General features: G+C 65.0%; 18 protein-coding genes. 5 read left to right on the forward strand and 13 right to left on the reverse strand.

What is annotated here, in order from left to right; all coding sequences use genetic code 11:
* Positions 1-31: 31 nt before the first annotated feature.
* The 3 genes from gspL to NCR39_RS13875 are packed head-to-tail and all read left to right on the forward strand — an operon-like array spanning position 32 to position 2,660.
* Positions 32-1,381: a type II secretion system protein GspL gene (gene gspL, locus NCR39_RS13865; protein ID WP_250452677.1), complete on the forward strand. Its 1,350-nt coding sequence runs from the start codon at positions 32-34 to the stop codon at positions 1,379-1,381.
* A complete protein-coding gene (locus NCR39_RS13870) occupies positions 1,378-1,881 on the forward strand; it encodes a type II secretion system protein M (RefSeq protein ID WP_250452678.1) in 504 nt (167 codons plus the stop codon). Before gspL ends, NCR39_RS13870 begins: the two co-directional genes overlap by 4 nt.
* Complete coding sequence (locus NCR39_RS13875) at positions 1,878-2,660, forward strand: type II secretion system protein N (RefSeq protein ID WP_250452679.1); 783 nt, start codon at positions 1,878-1,880, stop codon at positions 2,658-2,660. Before NCR39_RS13870 ends, NCR39_RS13875 begins: the two co-directional genes overlap by 4 nt.
* On the opposite strand, the gene NCR39_RS13880 is transcribed toward NCR39_RS13875, so the two are convergent.
* Positions 2,657-4,234: an efflux transporter outer membrane subunit gene (locus tag NCR39_RS13880; RefSeq protein ID WP_250452680.1), complete on the reverse strand. Its 1,578-nt coding sequence runs from the start codon at positions 4,232-4,234 to the stop codon at positions 2,657-2,659. The two genes, NCR39_RS13875 and NCR39_RS13880, sit on opposite strands and share 4 nt — an antisense overlap.
* A gap of 197 nt (positions 4,235-4,431) precedes the next feature.
* Positions 4,432-4,725, reverse strand: a complete 294-nt coding sequence (locus NCR39_RS13885) for a hypothetical protein (RefSeq protein ID WP_250452681.1) — start codon at positions 4,723-4,725, stop codon at positions 4,432-4,434.
* Between the two features lie 183 nt (positions 4,726-4,908).
* Between NCR39_RS13885 and NCR39_RS13890 the strand changes: the two genes are divergently transcribed.
* Together NCR39_RS13890 and NCR39_RS13895 are read left to right on the forward strand one after the other, a co-directional pair.
* Positions 4,909-5,403 (forward strand): MarR family winged helix-turn-helix transcriptional regulator, encoded by a 495-nt coding sequence (locus NCR39_RS13890; RefSeq protein WP_250452682.1) that lies wholly within the window; start codon positions 4,909-4,911, stop codon positions 5,401-5,403.
* Positions 5,404-5,496: 93 nt separating this feature from the next.
* The gene (locus NCR39_RS13895; protein WP_284507213.1) at positions 5,497-7,068 is read left to right on the forward strand and encodes a DHA2 family efflux MFS transporter permease subunit; all 1,572 of its coding nucleotides are present in this window, start codon (positions 5,497-5,499) and stop codon (positions 7,066-7,068) included.
* 23 nt (positions 7,069-7,091) lie between these two features.
* Here NCR39_RS13895 and NCR39_RS13900 read toward each other — a convergent pair whose 3' ends face one another.
* From NCR39_RS13900 to dapF, 11 genes are all read right to left on the reverse strand, one after another.
* Entirely contained in the window at positions 7,092-7,607 is a 516-nt protein-coding gene (locus NCR39_RS13900; RefSeq protein WP_250452683.1) for a hypothetical protein, read from the reverse strand.
* 155 nt (positions 7,608-7,762) lie between these two features.
* Positions 7,763-9,382 carry a glutamate--cysteine ligase gene (gene gshA / locus NCR39_RS13905; RefSeq protein ID WP_250452684.1) on the reverse strand — a complete coding sequence of 540 codons (1,620 nt, stop codon included), beginning with the start codon at positions 9,380-9,382 and terminating at the stop codon, positions 7,763-7,765.
* A 210-nt stretch (positions 9,383-9,592) separates the two neighbouring features.
* On the reverse strand, positions 9,593-10,678 hold the full coding sequence (gene ada, locus NCR39_RS13910) for a bifunctional DNA-binding transcriptional regulator/O6-methylguanine-DNA methyltransferase Ada (RefSeq protein WP_250452685.1): 1,086 nt from the start codon (positions 10,676-10,678) through the stop codon (positions 9,593-9,595).
* Positions 10,679-11,023: 345 nt separating this feature from the next.
* Positions 11,024-12,361, reverse strand: a complete 1,338-nt coding sequence (gene hslU, locus NCR39_RS13915) for an ATP-dependent protease ATPase subunit HslU (RefSeq protein WP_250452686.1) — start codon at positions 12,359-12,361, stop codon at positions 11,024-11,026.
* A gap of 12 nt (positions 12,362-12,373) precedes the next feature.
* Positions 12,374-12,910 carry an ATP-dependent protease subunit HslV gene (gene hslV, locus NCR39_RS13920; protein WP_250452687.1) on the reverse strand — a complete coding sequence of 179 codons (537 nt, stop codon included), beginning with the start codon at positions 12,908-12,910 and terminating at the stop codon, positions 12,374-12,376.
* A gap of 360 nt (positions 12,911-13,270) precedes the next feature.
* Positions 13,271-13,687: an RNA polymerase-binding protein DksA gene (dksA, locus tag NCR39_RS13925; protein WP_035962045.1), complete on the reverse strand. Its 417-nt coding sequence runs from the start codon at positions 13,685-13,687 to the stop codon at positions 13,271-13,273.
* A 562-nt stretch (positions 13,688-14,249) separates the two neighbouring features.
* On the reverse strand, positions 14,250-15,320 hold the full coding sequence (locus NCR39_RS13930) for a CobW family GTP-binding protein (RefSeq protein ID WP_250452688.1): 1,071 nt from the start codon (positions 15,318-15,320) through the stop codon (positions 14,250-14,252).
* A gap of 107 nt (positions 15,321-15,427) precedes the next feature.
* Positions 15,428-16,627 carry a class I SAM-dependent rRNA methyltransferase gene (locus tag NCR39_RS13935; protein ID WP_250452689.1) on the reverse strand — a complete coding sequence of 400 codons (1,200 nt, stop codon included), beginning with the start codon at positions 16,625-16,627 and terminating at the stop codon, positions 15,428-15,430.
* A 34-nt stretch (positions 16,628-16,661) separates the two neighbouring features.
* Positions 16,662-17,588 (reverse strand): tyrosine recombinase XerC, encoded by a 927-nt coding sequence (gene xerC / locus NCR39_RS13940; protein ID WP_250452690.1) that lies wholly within the window; start codon positions 17,586-17,588, stop codon positions 16,662-16,664.
* Positions 17,589-17,599: 11 nt separating this feature from the next.
* Entirely contained in the window at positions 17,600-18,310 is a 711-nt protein-coding gene (locus NCR39_RS13945) for a DUF484 family protein (RefSeq protein WP_250452691.1), read from the reverse strand.
* A gap of 33 nt (positions 18,311-18,343) precedes the next feature.
* Positions 18,344-19,216, reverse strand: a complete 873-nt coding sequence (gene dapF / locus NCR39_RS13950; protein ID WP_250452692.1) for a diaminopimelate epimerase — start codon at positions 19,214-19,216, stop codon at positions 18,344-18,346.
* Positions 19,217-19,274: the final 58 nt, after the last annotated feature.

The following is a 19,274-nucleotide window of genomic DNA, read 5'->3' on the forward strand; positions in this document are numbered from 1 at the left end:
TGACGATGTTTCTGACAAGAGGAAGTGGCCTTTGAGCACACTGATCGTTCTATTGCCGCCGCGCGATCCCGCGGTGCGCTCGCAGGAATGGCATCTGCCGGACCTGCCGTTCTTGCTGCTGGACAAGCGCGGCCAGACGCAGCGCGCCGGCCGCGCGGCGGTCGGCCTTTTGCCGCACGCCAGCGCGACGGTGCTGATCGTCGCCGCGCGCGACACCCTGCTGCTCGCCGCCGCCGTGCCGCCGCTCAAAGGGCCGCGGCTGCGCCAGGCGCTGCCGAACGTCGTCGAGGATCAGCTGATTCAGGATCCGCAGACGTGTCACATCGCGGTCGATCCCGCCGCGCTCGCGGATGGGCGGCGCGTGGTCGCGGTCATCGATCGCGGATGGTTCCGCTTCGTGTGCGATGCGTTCATGTCGGCGGGGCATCGGAATCTGAAGGCGGTGCCGGCCATGCGCTGCCTGCCCGTGCCGGTCGCGCAAGCTGTCGAACCCGTTGAAGGTGCCGAAGCCATCGAAGGCGAAGCCGTCGTGCAGACGCCGTTCATCGCGGGATTGCTCGGCAACGTGGTATCGACCGCGCCCGCGCTGATCGGCGAACTGGCGGCGACCGCGCCCGCGGCGACCGCACCGCGCGTGGAAATCGCGATTGCGCGCGGCGAAGGCGCGGCGCTCGGCGAAGGGCTCGCGCTGCCGGCGGATTCCATCGCGCCGACGCTCGCCGCGCTCGCGGGCGATCACGCGCTCACGCTGTATTCGCTCGTCGATCTGCCCGGCGACGAGCCGCGTCTCGCGTCCGCGCGCACGAGCGCGGCCATGATGGACGCGCATCCGCTCGCGTTCGAAGCGTTCGCGCGGCAGGCGCTCGCGAGCCGCTTCGACCTGTGCCAGTTCGAATTCGCCGCGCAGCCGTGGCGGCTCGACCGCGCGACGATGCGTCGCCTGCGCGTGCCGATCGCGCTCGTGGCGGCGTCGGTCATCGTGTCGATCATCGGCATCAACGTGCAATGGCTGCAGCTTGCGCGTCAGCGCGACGCCATCGCCGCGCAGATGACCGAACTGCTGCTCAACGCGTTCCCGAAAACGACCGTCGTGCTCGACGCGCCCGACCAGATGTCGCGCAACCTCGACCGCCTGCGCGTGGCGTCGGGCGAGCTGTCGCCATCGGATTTCCTTTCCCTCGCCGACGGCCTCGCGCGGTCGCTCGGTCCGGTGCCGGTGAACGGCATCGCCGGGCTGGATTATCGCGAGCGGCATCTGGAAGTCACCTTCAAGCCGACCACCAAGGTCGATCCCGACCTGTCGAAGCGCCTCGCCGCGAACGGCCTGAACGGCGCAATCGACACCAACACCGGCAAATGGATGATCAGGAGCGGCCAATGAAAGCGGAAATCGGACAGACGCTTTCCGAGTTCTGGGAAGCGCGCACGCCGCGCGAAAAGACGCTGCTGCTGTGGGGCGGCGTCGCGCTCGGCATCGTGTTGATTTATCTCGTGCTGTGGGCGCCGGCTTTCGAAGGCCGCGAGCGCCTTCGCCAAACGCTGCCGGCCATGCAGCGCCAGCTCGCGACGATGACCGCGCAAGCCAACGAAGCGCGTTCGCTCGCGGGCAGCGCGGAAGGCGTGACGCCGACCGGCGGCGCGCTGCGCGATGCGCTCGCGAAGTCGCTCGCCGACAACGGCATGCAGCCGACGCAGGTTCAGGTGATCGGCGCGGCGGTGCAGATTCAGTTGAAGAACGCGTCGTTTCCGAACTGGACGATGTGGCTTGACGACGCGCGCAAGCAGTTCAAGGTGCAGGTCTCGGAGGCGCACGTGACGGCGCTCCAGCCGGACGGTCAGGTGGATCTGACGGCATCGCTGCAACCGGCCACGGTCAAATGAGCTACTGGACGCGCAGAATCCGGCTCGCGCTGCCGGGACTTTTCGTGATGGTGATTTCGATTGCGGGCACGCTGCTCGCGATGATGCCCGCCGCGTGGATCACGCCGCAGTTCGCGCGCGCGACGGGCGGCCACGTGAATCTCGTCGATCCGGCGGGTTCGCTGTGGCACGGCTCCGCGACGCTGATGCTCGCGGCGGGCGGCGACGGCGGCGGCGCGACGCTGCTGCCGGGGCGCATCGAATGGACGACCGCGTTCTTGCCGCTTTTCACGGGCCGCGTCCACATGACGATGCGCCAGACCGAAGCCATGCCCGACGCCGTGATCGTGGATGCCACGCCGCGCGGCGCGTCGCTTTCGCCCGGCGCGATGGCCGTGCCCGCGACGCTGCTCGCCGGCCTCGGCGCGCCGTTCAACACGCTGAACTTCGACGGAACCGTGCGGCTTTCGTGGACCGAATTCCGCGTGCTCGGGCGCAATGCCTACGGGCAATTCGTCGTGACGCTCGACGACATGGCCTCGCGCGTATCGCGTGTGAAGCCGCTCGGGTCGTATCGCGTGGCGTTGCAGGCGCAGGGCGCCTCGGCGGCGATCGATCTTTCGACGACCAAAGGGCCGCTATTGCTGACCGGCCACGGGACTTTGGCGGAAGGACAGACGTCGTTCGAAGGCATCGCGAAGGCCGAGCCGCAGCAGCGCGAGAATCTCGCCGGCTTGCTGAATCTGCTCGGACGGCATACCGATCCGGATACCGTCGCCCTGACGTTCGCGCGGTATTAGACGGCCGGCTTCTGCGCCGCCGACGTCGCCGCAGCGGAAGGCGCGGATGCGGCGGCCGGCGCTTCGACGCCGCCCGTTTCGCGATCCATCTGTCCGGCGTCCCATCCGCCGCCCAGCGCCTTCACCAGCCCGACCGACGACACCATCCGCTGCCCCGCGATGTTCGCGAGCTTCTGCTGCGCGGTGAACGCGGTCGTCTGCGCGGTCAGCACGCTGATGAACGCGACGGTTCCCGCCTTGTACTGATTGTTGATGATCGCCAGCGCCTGTTGCGCCGACTCGACCGCCTGCTGCTGCACGACGATTTCCCGCTCCAGAATCCGCAGCGACGCGAGATTGTCTTCGACATCCTGGAACGCGCTCAGCACGGTTTGCCGATACGTCGCGACGTTCTGATCGTAGGCGGCGCGGGCGGCGTCGGTGCGGGCGGCGCGCAGACCGCCGTCGAAAATGGTCGCGGCGATATCCGGTCCGAGCGTCCAGAAGCGCGACGGCGCGCGCAGCAATTGCGACAGCACCGAACTCTCGAAGCCGCCCTGCGCCGACAGCGTCAGCGACGGAAAGTAAGCCGCGATTTCAATGCCGATCTGTTCGTTCGCCGCCGCCGCCTTGCGCTCGGCGGACGCGATGTCCGGACGCCGTTCGAGAATCGCCGACGGCATCTCGGCGGGCACCGTCGGCGGCGTGGCGTCGAGCGGAATCGGCGGAATGGAGAACGTGGACGCCGGTTCGCCGACGAGCGCCGCAATCGCGTGCTCGTACTGCGCGCGCGCGATGCCGTTATCGATTGCGGATGCCTGCGCCGACTGCAACTGCGTCTGCGCCTGAATCACGTCGGAGCGCGCCACGATGCCCTGCGCATACTGATTCTGCGTGAGCTTGAGCGATTGCTGATAAGCGCCGACGGTATCGTCGAGCAGCTTTTGCTGGGCGTCGAGCGAGCGCATCTGAAAGTACGTCTGCGCGAGCGTGGCCTGCGCGGAGAGACGCGCGTTCGCGAGGTCGGCGGCGGCGCCCTGCTGCCCGGCCTTCTGCGCATTCACGGTTCGCCCGATGCTGCCCCACAGGTCCGGCTCCCACGTCGCATCGAGCGACAGGCTGAACTGATTGTTGATCGACCCCTGCTGGCCGAAGCTGGAACTGCTCGTCGACCGGTTGCCCGCGCCGGTTCCGGAACGCGACGCCGAAGCGGACGCGCCGATGGTCGGGAAATACGCAGCCCTTGCCTCGCCGACGAGCGCCCGCGCCTGCCGATACGCCGCCGCGTATTGCGCGATGCTCTGGTTCGACTGATTCAGGCGCGTTTCGAGGTCGTCGAGGCGCGTGTCGTTGTAGATGGTCCACCACGCGCCGCGATCGAACTGATCGGACGGCTGCGCGACTTTCCAGCCTTGCGGCGCTTCCTTGTAGCTGGCCGGCATCGGCGTGGAAGGACGCTGATAATTCGGGCCGACCGAGCAGCCGGCAAGCGACACGGCGAGCGCGGCTGCAAGGGCGATGGCGCTGAACGGCCGCACGGAGCGGTGGGCGGCGCGAGCGGAGAACGATACGGAAGCGGCGGAGCGAGACGGCATCTGCTTGTGGAAATCCTGTCGGCGGCGGTTCGTCCAGTGCGACGAACGCGGTCAGCCGAAATAGTAACGGAACGCCCGCGAGGCAGCGCGAGGCGGGCGTCGGGCAGACGTTAGCGTAACGGCTTCGCCGTAAGCCTGGTGTTACGCGGATGGAGGATTGAGTTACGGCGCGTTACTGCGGCGCGCCCGCAGGCCGGTCAGCGGCCCGTCGCGCCGCAGCTTCCCGTGCAGGGCGGCGGCGGTGCGGCGAGCATGCGGCGCTCGGCGGCAGGTTTGGCAGGCTTAGCGGAAGCCTGTTTTCTGCGATTGCGGTTTTCGAACCATCCCATGGCGAGCACCGCGAACGATCCGCCCGGCAGCAGGAACACGATCAGATAAAGCGCGAGCTTCCACACGTTCAGCTTCGACGGAACGAACTGACGGGAAGCACGGGCGATCGTGCTGCTGACATCGCCGAAGCGTCGGCGGGCGGTGCGGGCGAGGCGGGTCATCGGATGGTCCTGGGGGCGTCGGAAATCGACGCGGCTGGTGTCAAAACATGGTCTCGGGTGGCGCATGAAGCGCTTAACTCGTTGGTTTAAATAATATTGACTGGGCAAGTATTTTTCAAGATACTAGCGCCAGCTTTTTTGAACCTGTTGTTTCGCGGCACGCCGCACCGACGTCATATCCGCATGGACAGCGAACCGCTCTACGACCCCGCCACGATTCAGCTCGAAACCAGCCTCGGCTATCACCTCGCGAAGGCGCGCAACGTGTTGATCGCGCGGACCGATCAGGCGCTGAAGCCGCTCGATCTGACGTCGCAGCAGATCGGCGTGATTCTGTGTCTGTCGTCGGGGCGGGCGCGCTCGCCGCTGGAGCTGTCGCGGGAAATGTCGTACGACAGCGGCTCCATGACGCGCATGCTCGACAGGCTCGAAAAGAAAGGCTTCGTGCGCCGCACGCGCAGCGACGCGGACCGGCGCATCGTCGAACTGAGGCTCACCGAGCGCGGACAGGAAGCGGCGGCGCGCCTGCCGGCCATCGGCGCGGCGGTGCTCAACGAACAGTTGCGCGGATTCAGCCGCGCGGAACTGGATTCGCTGATCGGCATGCTGGCGCGCATCATCGGCAATTCGCCGGGCGACGATTGTCCCGGCTGCGCGCTCGACGACGAAGCCGGCTGAAAACCTTCGCTGCATCGGCATAAATTCGCCCATTTCACTGTCTGGGCAGAGAATGCCGCGACACTCACTTACAAATGGCTGGAGCATAAGAAAATGTCAACGACCGCGACGACGACACCGCCCGATCCCGCCGCCCCGCCCGCCCCGACACCGCTCGCGGGCGGCGTGCTCGCGCTGCTGACGATGGGCCTCGCGCTCGGCACGTTCATGGAAGTGCTCGATACGTCCATCGCGAACGTCGCCGTGCCGACGATCTCCGGCAGCCTCGGCGTAGCGACGAGCGAAGGCACGTGGGTGATTTCGTCCTACTCGGTGGCGTCGGCGATCGCCGTGCCGCTGACCGGCTGGCTTGCGCGACGCGTCGGCGAGGTCAAGCTCTTCACGATCTCCGTGCTGCTGTTTTCGGTCGCCTCGGCGCTCTGCGGCTTCGCGCACAACTTCGAATCGCTGATCGCGTTCCGGCTGCTGCAAGGGCTCGTGTCCGGCCCGATGGTCCCGCTCTCGCAAACCATCCTCATGCGCAGTTATCCGCCGGAGAAGCGCGGCCTCGCGCTCGGTCTCTGGGCGATGACCGTCATCGTCGCGCCGATCTTCGGCCCCGTGATGGGCGGCTACATCACCGATAACTACACGTGGCCGTGGATCTTCTACATCAACGTGCCGATCGGCATATTTTCAGCGGCGATCGCGTACTTCCTGCTGCGCGGCCACGAAACGAAAACGACGAAGCAGCGCATCGACGGCGTCGGGCTGACGCTGCTCGTGGTCGGCGTCGCGAGCCTGCAAATGATGCTCGACCTCGGCAAGGACCGCGACTGGTTCAACTCGACGTTCATCGTCGCGCTGGCGATCGTCGCGGCGGTGTCGCTCGCGTTCATGTTCGTGTGGGAAATCACGGAGAAGGAGCCGGTCATCGACCTTTCGCTGTTCCGCGACCGCAATTTCGCGATGGGCGTGCTCATCACGTCGCTCGGTTTTCTCGCGTTCTTCGGCTCCGTGGTCGTGCTGCCGCTCTGGCTGCAAACCGTGCTCGGCTACACGCCGTGGCTCGCGGGCCTGGCGACGGCGCCCGTCGGCATTCTCGCGCTCGTGCTTTCGCCGATGATCGGCCAGAACATGCATCGCATGAACTTGCGCGTGGTGGCGAGCTTCGCGTTCGTCGTGTTCGCGCTCGTGTCGTACTGGAACTCGACGTTCACGCTCGATACGCCGTTCCACGACATCGTTTATCCGCGTCTCGTGCAGGGCATCGGTGTGGCGTGTTTCTTCGTGCCGATGACGACGATCACGCTCTCCAGCGTCAGCGACGACCGGCTCGCGGGCGCGGCGGGCCTCTCGAATTTCCTGCGGACGCTGTCGGGTGCGATCGGCACGGCCGTCAGCACGACTTTCTGGGAAAACGACATGATCCGGCATCACGCGGTGCTGACCGAATCGGTCACGGCGTACTCGCCGGCCACCACGGATTATTCGAGCACGCTGTCGGGCATCGGCTTGTCGGGGCAGGCGCTCACGGCGCAACTGGAACGCGTGGTGGCGGCGCAGGCGTACATGATGTCGACGAACGACTTCTTCCGCATTTCCTTCTACGCGTTCCTGGTGCTCGCCGCGATGGTCTGGTTGACGCGTCCGAAGAAGGGCGCGTCAGCGTCGATGGGACACTGAGACGAATGACCGATCCGCCCGCGTCACTGCGGCGCGAGCGGCGTGACGGACTCGGCGGGCTGGCTCTCGAGATTGAGCGGCACCGGCTGCGGCGGCGGCGGAGCCTGCACTGCTTGCGGCGTCGCGGTCGCGGGGCGCGGTGCGCCGTTGCGCACGAACTGCTTGAAGTCCGCGCCGGCCGCCCACGGATTCGGCTCGCAGCCGAGCGGATTCTCGCAGTGCGCGGCGAAGCCGATCGTCGCCGTGCCTTCGTTGCTCGGCGTCTTGGTGATCTGATACGCGAGCGCGCGCTTGCCGCTGGATGGCCCGGCGGTCTGGATGATCGAATCCGTGATGGCCTGCAGCTTGTATTCCGAGTGATTCGTGACCCAGACTTGCGCGCGCGCCCACCACGCGTCGCATTCGAGCTTGCTCATGCAGGTGAGCGGCGCGGTGGCCTGTTCCATCGTCTGGCTGCTGACTTGCGTTTCCGCCGCGCAGCCGGCGAGCAAGGCGAGCGACGCAGCCGCGCTTATCACGCTTGTTAGTTTGTGGTTCATCGCATCCCTCATTGCTTCATCGTTGGCGCCGCCGGTTGATCAGAGCCAATTTTCGACCCTTCATCGACGATGATGTTCGGTGCGTTTCCCTCTGTTGCAAAACGAGTAATTCTTTCCTCAGACGCAATGCGCGCGGCAAGAAAAACCTGCTGCGTTCAAGCGCCGACGCGATCGAGCTTGTAGTCGCGATAAGCCGTCACGAACGAATCGAACGATTCGGTTTCGCTGCGCTCGATGGCGGCCTGCTCTTCCAGCGACTTCGCGGCGAGCGCTTCCATGTCGCGCTCCTCGCCGGCCGGCAGCGGATGCTCGCGATAGTGCTGCGCGTGCCGAAGGCTCAGATCGAGCGCGAACGCGGCGAAGGATTGCTGCTTGTCGCGCATGGTTTCGAGCACGCGCGCGGACGGCGTGAGCGACGCATCCGCGATGCGCGGCCGAAGCGCGTCCAGCGTGCGCACGTGGTCGTCGGTGCCGATGAGCGCATCGAGCGTGCGCGCGACAGGCTCGATGGCATCGAACAGTTCGTTCGCCCATTGCTGCATGGAGACCGCCGCGCCGTCGCGATGAAGTACGAGCCCCGGCTTGCGCCCTTGCTTCGCGATTGCGCTGAAGTTGTCGTTTGCTTCCACGCTCGCGTCGCGCGGCAAAAGCGGACTGTCTTCGAGCGCGCAATAGAGCAGATAGGCATCCAGAAAGCGCGCGGTTTCCAGCGAAATGCCAGCCGGCGCGAACGGATCGATGTCCAGGCAACGCACTTCGATGTACTGCACGCCGCGCTCGGACAGCGCATGCAACGGCCGCTCGCCGGATCGCGCGATGCGCTTCGGACGGATCGTCGAGTAGAACTCGTTCTCGATCTGCAGCACGTTGGTGTTGATCTGCACCCACTCGCCGTCGCGCTGCGTGCCGATGGCCTCGTAAGGCGCGTACGGCTGGCTCACGGCCTTGGCGAGCACGCCGAGATACGCGTCGAGATTGTCGTAGCTCGGCAAAAGGTCCGCCTGCGCGGGATTGTTCGTGTAGCCGAGATCGCTCATGCGCAGGCTGGTCGCGTGCGGGAGATAGAACGTGTCGGCGTCGAAGGTTTCGAGCGAATGCGTCTTGCCTTCGACAAAACGCTTGTCCAGCGCCGGCGATGCGCCGAACAGATACATCAGCAGCCAGCTCGTGCGCCGGAAGTTGCGGATCATCGCGAAATAGCGCTCGGAGCGGAAATCCTGCTCTGACAGCGCGCTCGCGGGATCGAGCGCCTGCCAGGCGCGCCAGACCTGATCGTCGAGCGAATAGTTATAGTGAATGCCCGCGATGCATTGCATCGTGCGGCCATAGCGCAGCGAAAGTCCCTGCCGATACACATGCTTCAGCTTGCCGATATTCGACGTGCCGTACCGGCCGATCGGAATCTGATCGTCGGGCGGCAGCGCGTTGGGCATCGAGTTGTTCCACAACAGCTCGTCGCCGAGATGCGCGTACGTGAAGCGATGAATCGCATCGAGACGGTCGATGGCGTGCGCCGAATCGGACTCGGCGGGCGTGATCAGTTCGACGAGCGCTTCGGAATAATCGGTCGTGACGAGCGGATGCGTCAGCGCCGAGCCGAGCGCGCGCGGATGCGGCGTCATGGCGAGCTTGCCGTCGGGCGTCACGCGCAGGCTTTCTTTTTCGATGCCGCGCAAGCCTTGGCGCAAGGCATCGGCATGCGGACCGGATGCGAGCGCGGCAAGCCTGCGCCGATACGCGCCGGCTGCGGGGTGAGCGGGATTCTTGTTTGCCATTGAAGCGGTCTGCGAAGAGCGCGAGCGGCTCGCGCCCGGTCATATTTTCGGGTAGCGGGCACTTTAACATCTCGATGTTTCGCGTGCTTGGGGCGACGTCAGGCAAGGATTTGCGCGATTTGGCGGCCATCGCGCAGGCAAGATGACGGAGACGAAAACGCCCGCGCGTCTTTCGACGGCGGGCGCTTCCTTGCTTCGATTTCCCTTCGTTCAGGCGACTTTGCCGGCTTCGTCGTGCGCGCGCTCGGTGTCGAGCAGCTTCTCCTTGCGCGCCATTCCCCAGCGATACCCCGCAATCGCGCCGTCCTTCCCGATCACGCGATGACACGGAATGGCGAGCGCCACCGGGTTCGACGCGCATGCGTTCGCGACCGCCCGCACCGCGCCCGGCGATCCGACCGACGCGGCGATCTCCGTGTAGCTGCGCGTCTGTCCGTACGGGATTTGCCGCAGCGCGTCCCACACGCGCCGCTGAAACGCGGTCGCGCCGATGTCGAGCGGCAGGTCGAATCGCTCGCGCGTGCCTTGCAGATACGCGCGGACCTGCTCGACGAACGGCGCGAGATGCGCGGCGTCCTCGATGCGTTCGGCCAGCGCGAAATCCGCCGCAAGCTGATTGACGAGCGCGTCGCGGTCGTCGCCGAAAGCGATCTTGCAGACGCCCTTTTCCGTCGCGGCGATCAGCACGATGCCGAGCGGCGTGTCCGCGATGGAATAGCGCACCGTCAGCCCCGCGCCCTTGCGCCGATACGCCGAGGGCGTCATGCCCAGCTCCGCCGCCGCCGATTCGTACATGCGCGACGGCGAACCGAAGCCGGCGTCGTGCGTGGCGCGGGTCACGTCGCGGCCGCGCTGCAACGCGTCGCGCAGGACGTCCGCGCGCTGCGCCGCCTGATACTGCCGCGGCGAAATCCCGACGATCCGCGAAAACAGCCGCTGCAAATGGAACGGGCTGACGTGGACGGCGTCGCTCAGTTGCGCGAGCGTGATGCGCTGCTGCGGATCGGCGTCGAGCACCTTGCACGCGCGCTCGACGATCGCGAGTTCGCGCGGCAGGCTCGTCGGCCGGCAGCGCTTGCACGGGCGATATCCGGCGGCGGCGGCTTCGTCCGTCGTCGCGAAGAAAGACACGTTCTCGCGACGCGGCGCCCGCGACGCGCACGATGGCCGGCAGAACACGCCGGTCGTGCGGACGGCGAAGAAGAACGCGCCGTCGGCGCGGGCGTCGCGCTCGGCGACGGCTTGCCAGCGGCTTTCGTCGGAATGATATTGGGGATCGATGCGAACGGTATTCATGATGACCTCGTCGGCTTCAGGGTACGCGTCCACTGTAGAGCCGCGCCGACGAGGTTACGCGCCGTTTCTTGCGCTGTCATTGGGCGTTTCGTCCAGCGCTGACACAAAAAGTGACGCACAGATACCACACATCGACGCCATAGGGGTTTTTACTAAAAAAACTATTGCGTCGCATCAACCCGCTGTGTATGATTGGAACTGTCTCCTCCATGTCTCCTCCTGATATGGATTCAGCCCGCCAACTAGGCGGGCTTTTTTTCGTCCATACGTTTCGCCCTTATGTTTTGCGCGATGGACGAAAAAAACCGGGCGCGTGGCCCGGTTTCTTTTCATCGCAGCGTCCGACTACAGCACGTAGCGCGACAAATCCTCGTCCTGTGCGACATCGCCGAGCGCGCGATCCACATACGCTGCGTCGATCTTCACCGGCTGGCCGGCGTGATTCCCCGCCGCGAACGACACCTCTTCCAGCAGCTTCTCGATGACCGTATAAAGCCGCCGCGCGCCGATGTTCTCCGTCTTCTCGTTGACCGAATACGCGATTTCCGCGAGCCGGCGGATGCCGTCGTCGGCGAAATCGAGTTCGACGCCTTCCGTATCGAGCAGCGCCTTGTACTGCTTGACGAGGCTCGCGTCGGTCGAATTCAGGATCGATTCGAAGTCCTGCACCGAAAGCGAATCCAGTTCGACGCGAATCGGAAAGCGGCCCTGCAGCTCGGGAATCAGATCGCTCGGCTTCGCGAGATGGAACGCGCCGCTCGCGATGAACAGAATGTGATCCGTCTTGATCATTCCGTACTTCGTGTTGATCGTCGTGCCTTCGACGAGCGGCAGCAAATCGCGCTGCACGCCCGCGCGCGACACTTCCGCCCCGCCGACTTCGCTGCGCGACGCGATCTTGTCGATTTCATCCAGAAACACGATGCCGTTCTGCTCGACGTTCTGCACCGCGCGGCTCTTGACCTCTTCGTCGTTGAGCATCTTGCCGGCTTCCTCGTCGGTGAGGAGCTTGAGCGCTTCCTTGACCTTCACCTTGCGGCGCGTTTTCTTGCCGCCGCCGATGTTCGCGAACATCGAACGGATCTGCTCGGTCATGTCTTCCATGCCCGGCGGCCCCATGATGTCCATGCCGACCTGCGGCATTTCGACATCCAGTTCGATTTCCTTGTCGTCGAGCGCGCCTTCGCGCAGGCGCTTACGGAAGGTCTGGCGCGTGGCGTTGTCGCCTTCGCCGCTGGTTTCCGCCGCGCCGAAGCCGACCGGACGCGCGCTCGGCAGCAGAATATCGAGAATGCGGTCTTCCGCGCGATCCTCGGCCTTCGTGCGCACCTTCTTCATCTCGGATTCGCGCGTCTGCTTGACCGAAATCTCGATCAGATCGCGCACGATGCTGTCCACATCGCGGCCCACGTAGCCGACTTCGGTGAACTTCGTCGCTTCGATCTTGATGAACGGCGCATCCGCGAGCTTGGCGAGACGCCGCGCGATTTCCGTTTTGCCGACGCCCGTCGGCCCGATCATCAGAATGTTCTTCGGCGTGATTTCCTGGCGCAGCGGCTCCGCGACCTGCTGACGGCGCCAGCGGTTGCGCAGCGCGACGGCGACGGCTTTCTTCGCGCGTCCCTGACCGATGATGTGCTTATCGAGTTCGGAGACGATTTCGGAGGGAGTCATGGTGGTCATCGCTTGGGTCCTTTATTCGATCGTCTCGATGACGCGATTGTGATTGGTGTAGATGCACATGTCGCCGGCGATGGTCAGCGCCTTTTCGACGATATCGCGCGGCGAAAGCTCGGTGTTTTCCGCGAGCGCCTGCGCGGCGGCCTGCGCGTACGCACCGCCGGAGCCGATCGCGCAGATGCCGTTTTCGGGATCGAGCACGTCGCCGTTGCCGGTGATGACGAGCGTCGCGTCCTTGTCGGCGGTGATCAGCATGGCTTCGAGCCGGCGCAGCATGCGGTCGGTGCGCCAGTCCTTCGCCAGTTCGACGGCGGCGCGCGTCAGATTGCCCTGATGCTTTTCGAGCTTGGCTTCGAAGCGGTCGAGCAGCGAGAACGCGTCGGCGGTGCCGCCGGCGAATCCGACCAGCACCTTGCCGCCATAAATGCGCCGCACCTTTCTGGCGCCGCCTTTCATGACGATGTTGCCGAGCGTCACCTGACCGTCGCCGCCCAGTGCGACCTTGCCGCCGCGTCGCACGGAGACGATGGTCGTGCCGTGAAATTGTTCCATGTGCGTTCCTTAAGAAAACGGAAGAACGCGGGCGGCTGGGCGTTGAGTGACGAGCCGCCACGCAGTCGAGAATTCGATGGAGTGCACGGCGCGGGGTTCCGCCGGCCGGATGAGGCCCGAGGCGAACGGCGCCGCGCGCGCGCCTTCGTGTGAGCGGGCGCGTTCTGCTTATCTTAGGGCGCGGCGGGAGATATCAAGTGCGGGCTTGCAGCGCGGCGCGGCGGTCGCAGCGATGGAAAAACAAAAAGGCACACGTCGATCGTGTGCCTTTTCATTGCGCGGCGGACTGCGAAGCCATTTCTCGCGGCGGCGTCTTCCCCGTTGCGGGCGGTCCCGCGACGTCGCCTCGCGGCTGGCGCTTCAGTCGCCGAAGAGCTTCTGACGCAACTCGCGGCGTTCTTGCGCTTCGAGCGAGAGCGTGGCGGTCGGACGCGCGATCAGACGCGGAATGCCGATCGGCTCGCCCGTTTCTTCGCACCAGCCGTAATCGCCGGACTCGATGCGCGCGAGCGATTGCTGCACCTTCTTCAGGAGCTTGCGTTCGCGATCACGCGTGCGCAGTTCCAGTGCGTGCTCTTCCTCGATGGTCGCGCGATCCGCCGGGTCCGGCACGATCACCGTTTCCCGCAGATTTTCGGTCGTCTGCCCGGCATTCTTGAGAATGTCCGCTTGCAACTGCTCGAGCCGGTTCTTGAAGAAGGCGAGTTGTTCCTCGTTCATGTAGTCCTTCTCGCTCATCTTCAGGATTTCGGCTTCGGTCAAGAGTTTCGTTGTCATCTGCTTGCTTCTTCAATGTAGGGCGATGTCTTCGCAACGCCCGCACTTGCGTTACCCGCATGCCTGCAGCGTTTTGGCATCACGCGACACGACACTCGATGCGGGGCCGAACTCCTCTGGAACCGATACTGGATGCTGCTCCGAAACGGCCTCGTGGCTCCAGCTTCGGCCCGGGCGCGCTGCTCTGACCGTCTCTCCCCGGCCAGCCGAGACATCGTCCCGTGAGGCATCCTTTCTAGTGACATCCGCCGGGAAACGTCGATCGACGCGTGCCGTGCGAGTCTGCCCTTCTCCAGTGGGGCTGTATTGTAACTGAACCGCAATTTCCGACGATAACGAGGAAAACCCTGTCAAAAACTGTCGGAATTTCAAAAATATAACGCCTGAACGTACAAAAAGCGATGACGCTTCGTGGGCGCGATTACACATATCGAGCGAAATGCTCCACGAAAAACGCCGCACGCGAAAATCGCGGCGGCGTGGGTCGGCATCGCCCGAATCGCCATGCAGCGCAACGGCACGCATAAGCGAGATGCGTGCCGGGCGCGCGTGGCGCGGCGCTTTACTTCACGAGACAGGCGTCGAGACCGTCGATGATCAGATCCTTCGGCAGCTCGATCCCGATGAACACCATCTTGCTGTTCTTCTTTTCGATCGGCAGCCACTTGCCCGCGAGGTCGCTGCCCATCATCTGATGCACGCCCTGGAACACGACCTTGCGATCCACGCCCTTCATATACAGCACGCCCTTGTAGCGCAGCAGGCGCTCGCCGTAGATCTGCAGGATGCCGCCGAGAAAGTCTTCGAGGCGGTTCGGATCGAACGGCTTGTCGCTGCGATACACGAACGACTTGATCTTGTCGTCGTGATGCGCGTGATGATGATGGTGGTGATGCTCGTGATCGTGGCTATGGTCGTGACCGCACGTCGAGTGGTCATGATCGTCATCATGAGCGTGGTCGTGCGCGTGGTCATGATCGTCTTCCGCGAGGAAGTCCGGATCGATTTCCAGCTTCGAATTCAGATTGAAGCCGCGCAGATCGAAGATTTCCTTGATGTCCGCTTCGCCGAAATTGACGACCTTGATCGCCGCGCGCGGATTCATGTGCAGCAGCCGATGCTTCAGCGCTTCGAGTTCATCGGCGGAAACGAGATCGGACTTCGTGACGAACAGGCGATCCGCGAAACCGACCTGACGCTGCACCACTTCCTGCTGATCGAGCTGCGTGTTCGCGTGCTTCGCGTCGACGAGCGTGATGATCGCGTCGAGCAGGAATTCGTCGGCGACGGTGTTGTCCATGAAGAACGTCTGCGCGACCGGGCCCGGATTCGCGAGACCGGTCGTTTCGATCACCACGCGGTCGAAATCGAGCGTGCCGGCTTTCTTGCGGTTCGCGAGATCTTCGAGCGCGCGCGCCAGGTCGCCGCGAATCGTGCAGCAGATGCAGCCGTTGCTCATCTGAATGATCTGCTCGTTCGTGTCCTGCACGAGAATTTCGTTGTCGATGTTCTCTTCGCCGAACTCGTTCTCGATCACGGCGATCTTCATGCCGTGCTTCTCGTTCAGGATTCGCTTGAGCAGCGTGGTTTTGCCGCTGCCCAGAAAGCCGGTCAGGATGGTTACGGGAATCATGGTGTCGCCTGTTTCCTTGTCAGTGTTCGGGGATCGCGTCGAATCGCTTATTGGAACATATTCGACAAGCCGACGCTTCGCCGGCCATCGCGCTTAAGTGAGGCCGCTCAGGCGATTTGCAACAGCAATCCCTTCAGGTACTCGCCCTCGGGAAACGCGGTCAAAAGCGGATGATCGACGCCCGCGCCGAGCCGCTTGAGAATGCGCGCATCGACGCGCGCATCGGCGGCCGCGCCCGCGACGATCTTCTGGAACAGGTCGGAATCGATCGCGCCGGAGCACGAATACGTGAAGAGCAGGCCGCCCGGACGCAGCAGTTTGAAGCCGCTCAGGTTGATGTCCTTGTACGCGCGCGCGGCGCGATCGACGGTTTCCTTCGACGGCGCGAACTTCGGCGGATCGAGCACGATCAGGTCGAAGCGCTGGCCTTCGTCGTGGAGACGGCGCAGCGTCTTGAACGCATCGGCGTCGAGCCATTCGGCTTTTTCCGCGTCGAAGCCGTTCGCCTTCACGTTCTCGCGCGCGAGCGCGAGCGCTTCGCCGGACGAATCGACCGACACCACGCGCGTCGCTCCGCCCTTCAGCGCCGCGAGCGAAAAGCCGCCCGTGTAGCAGAAGCAGTTCAGCACGTCGCGGCCCTGCGCGTTCTGCTGCACGAGCACGCGGTTGTCGCGCTGATCGACATAGAAGCCCGTCTTGTGCCCGTTGCGCACGTCGACGTGATAGCGCACGCCGCATTCGTTCGTGATGAGCGTCTCGGGCGGCGCGTCGCCGGCCAGCACGCCGGTGATCTGTTCGAGGCCTTCCTTCTGGCGAATCGACACGTCCGAGCGTTCGTAGACGTTCGGGCAGCCGGTCGCGGCGACGAGCGCCTGCACGATCGGCTCCTTCCACGCTTCGACGCCCGTCGCCATGAACTGGCAGACGAGTTGCGAATGCGCTTCGCGGTCCGCGACGTAGTAATCGACGATCAAGCCGGGCAAGCCGTCCGCCTCGCCGAAAATGAGACGCGTCGCGCCGGTATCGCGGACCATCGCCTGCCGATGCGCGACCGCGCGCTGCACGCGTCGCTTGAAGAAAGCGTGATCGACGGGCTCGGCTTCGTCGAACGTCCAGACGCGCGCGCGAATCTGCGAATGCGGGCTATACGATGCCCGCGCGAGGAAACGGCCGTCGGCGGCGCGCACGGTGACGGTCGCGCCGGGCGCGGGATTGCCGTCGATGCGCGCGATGGCGTTCGCGTAAATCCACGGATGGCGGCGGACGAGCGACTTGTCCTTCGCCGGTTTGAGCGTGATGGTGTTCATTGCGTAGATCGAGGCGCGCAAGCCGCGCGCCGGGTTAGTCGCGCTTCTTCGCGCGCGGATGCGCCGAGTCGTAGACGCGGGCCAGATGTTGAAAGTCGAGCGACGTATAAACCTGCGTCGCGGTGATGCTCGCATGGCCGAGCAGTTCCTGCACCGCGCGCAAATCGCCGCTCGATTGCAGAACGTGCGTGGCGAACGAATGGCGCAGCACGTGCGGATGCACGTTCGCCGGAATGCCGGCCAAAAGCGCCATGCGTTTCACGCGCTCGCGCACCACGCCCGGCGACATGCGATTGCCGCGCACCGAAAGAAAAAGCGCGTGCGGATCGAGCTTGACGAACTGATCGCGGACGTCGATCCACGCGCGCAATGCGTCGATCGCCTTGCGGCCGACCGGCACCGAGCGCCGCCGCCCGCCCTTGCCGAGCACGGTCACTTCTTCGTGCGCGAGATCGAGCCAACTGGCGGACGTGTCGAAGTAGCGAACGTCGAGGCTCACCAGTTCCGCGAGCCGCAGCCCGGACGAGTAGAAGAGTTCGAGCATCGCATGATCGCGCAGCGCTTCGGGCGTGCCGGACTGCGGCACGTCCATCAGCGTCATGGCGTCGTCGACCGAAAGCGCCTTCGGCAGCGTCTTCTCGCGCTTCGGCGCGCGCACGGTCGCGACCGGATTCGCGGGCATCGGAACGCGTTCGGCGAGCCATCGATAAAACGCGCGCCACGCCGACAGCCGATGCGAAATCGATCGCGCCGACAGCCCCGCCGAGTGCGCGCGCACGACCGCGCCGCGCATGTCCGTTGCCGTCAGCGTTTCGAGCGCGCGGCCCTTGGCGAGCGCGCGCAGTTCGCTCAGTTCGTGCGTGTAGCCGCGCAGCGTGTGTTCCGAGAGACGCCGCTCGTGTTGGAGCATCGCCAGATAAGCGGCGATGGCGTCCTTCGGCGTGTCGCTGGCGGCGTCCATGCGTGATCGGCTCAGTTGGGCAGCAGGCGGCTCAGCGCCGCGCTCGCCAGCACGCCGATCTGCGTGAGGAAATCGGTGGCCATGCCTTCGTGGAAGCGACGCGGATCGGGCGATCCCATCACGAGCAGGCCGAACGCGGGCGCATCCGGACCGGCTTGCGGATCGCGCAATGCGAGCAGCGCCACCGACTCGATGCCGCGCTCAGCCGTCGCGCCGGCATCGCTCGTCGCGGATGCCGAATTCGCCGCGCCCAGCCACTGCGCCGCCGCGAAGCCGCTGTTCGCGCCGCAGTACGGCGCGTCGAGACTGTGCGCGAAGATGCGCACTTCTTCGCCGACATGGCGCGCGAAATCCGCCTGGCGATACGCTTCGTCGACATCCCAGACGCGCAGCGCGGCGTGCGGCACGTCGAACACGTCGCACAGGCCGCGGCTGATGGTGGCGGGCAGCGCGTACGGATCGCGCTGGCCGATCACGCGCATGGTCCAACGGTTGAATTTCGTGGAGATGCTGTCGTTTTCGTGGCCATATCGCAGGAGTTCGGCCAAGCGCCGTTCGAGCTGCTTGTTCTTGTCGCGCAGCATTTCCATCTGGCGTTCCTGCAGCGACACGGCGGCCTTGCCGTGCGGATTCGACAGCCGGATGGTGCCGAGCAGTTCGGCGTGCTCGACGAAGAAATCGGGGTTGTCGAGCAGATAGTCGGCGACTTCGCGTGGATTCATGTTTGCCTGATACATAGGAATGCGTGGTCCGGCTCAGCCGATGCCGGGAAACTCGATCTCGCCTTCGAAGACCGTCGTGGCGGGGCCGGCCATGAAGAGCGCGGCGGATTCGTCGCGCGCGCCGTCCCAGCGGATGGTCAGCGTGCCGCCGTGCGTTTGCACGCGCACCGGCGAATCCAGCAGGCCGCGCCGGATGCCCGCCGCCACCGCCGCGCACGCGCCCGTGCCGCACGCGAGCGTTTCGCCCGCGCCGCGCTCGTAGACGCGCAGCTTCACCGAATGACGATCGACGATCTGCATGAAGCCCGCGTTCACGCGCTTCGGAAAGCGTGCGTGGCGCTCGATCAGCGGACCTTCGGTCAGCACGGGATACGCTTCAACGTCGTCCACGATCCGCACCGCGTGCGGATTGCCCATCGACACGGCCGAAATCCAGCGCGTCTCGCCATCCACGTCGAGCGGCCAGAGCGTGTCGTTGCCTTCGCGGCGGCCTTCGAGACCGGTGGCGTCGAACGGCACTTGAGGCGGATCGAAGACCGGCGTGCTCATATCGACGACGACTTCGCCGTTCTCCTGCATCGTCAGCGTGATGACGCCTTGCTGCACCTGCACGCGGATGGTCGACGCGTCGGTCAGCCCGCGATCCCGCACGAACTTCACGAAGCAGCGCGCGCCGTTGCCGCAATGCTCGACCTCGCCGCCATCGCAATTGAAGATGCGGTACTTGAAATCGACGCCGTCGATCGTCGGCTTTTCGACGAGCAGCAACTGATCCGCGCCCACGCCGAAATGTCGATCCGCGAGCGCGCGCACTTGCGCGGGACTCGGATCGAGCGCCTGCGAGTAGCCGTCGAGCACCACGAAGTCGTTGCCCGCGCCCTGCATTTTGGTGAACTTGAGTTTCATGGCCGCTATTGTATGTGAGCGGTGCGGCGGCGTTTCGCGCCGCTTTCGGCTGACGTTT

Origin of the sequence: Caballeronia sp. ATUFL_M2_KS44 (assembly GCF_023630965.1) — a bacterium.
Lineage (GTDB): Bacteria > Pseudomonadota > Gammaproteobacteria > Burkholderiales > Burkholderiaceae > Caballeronia > Caballeronia concitans.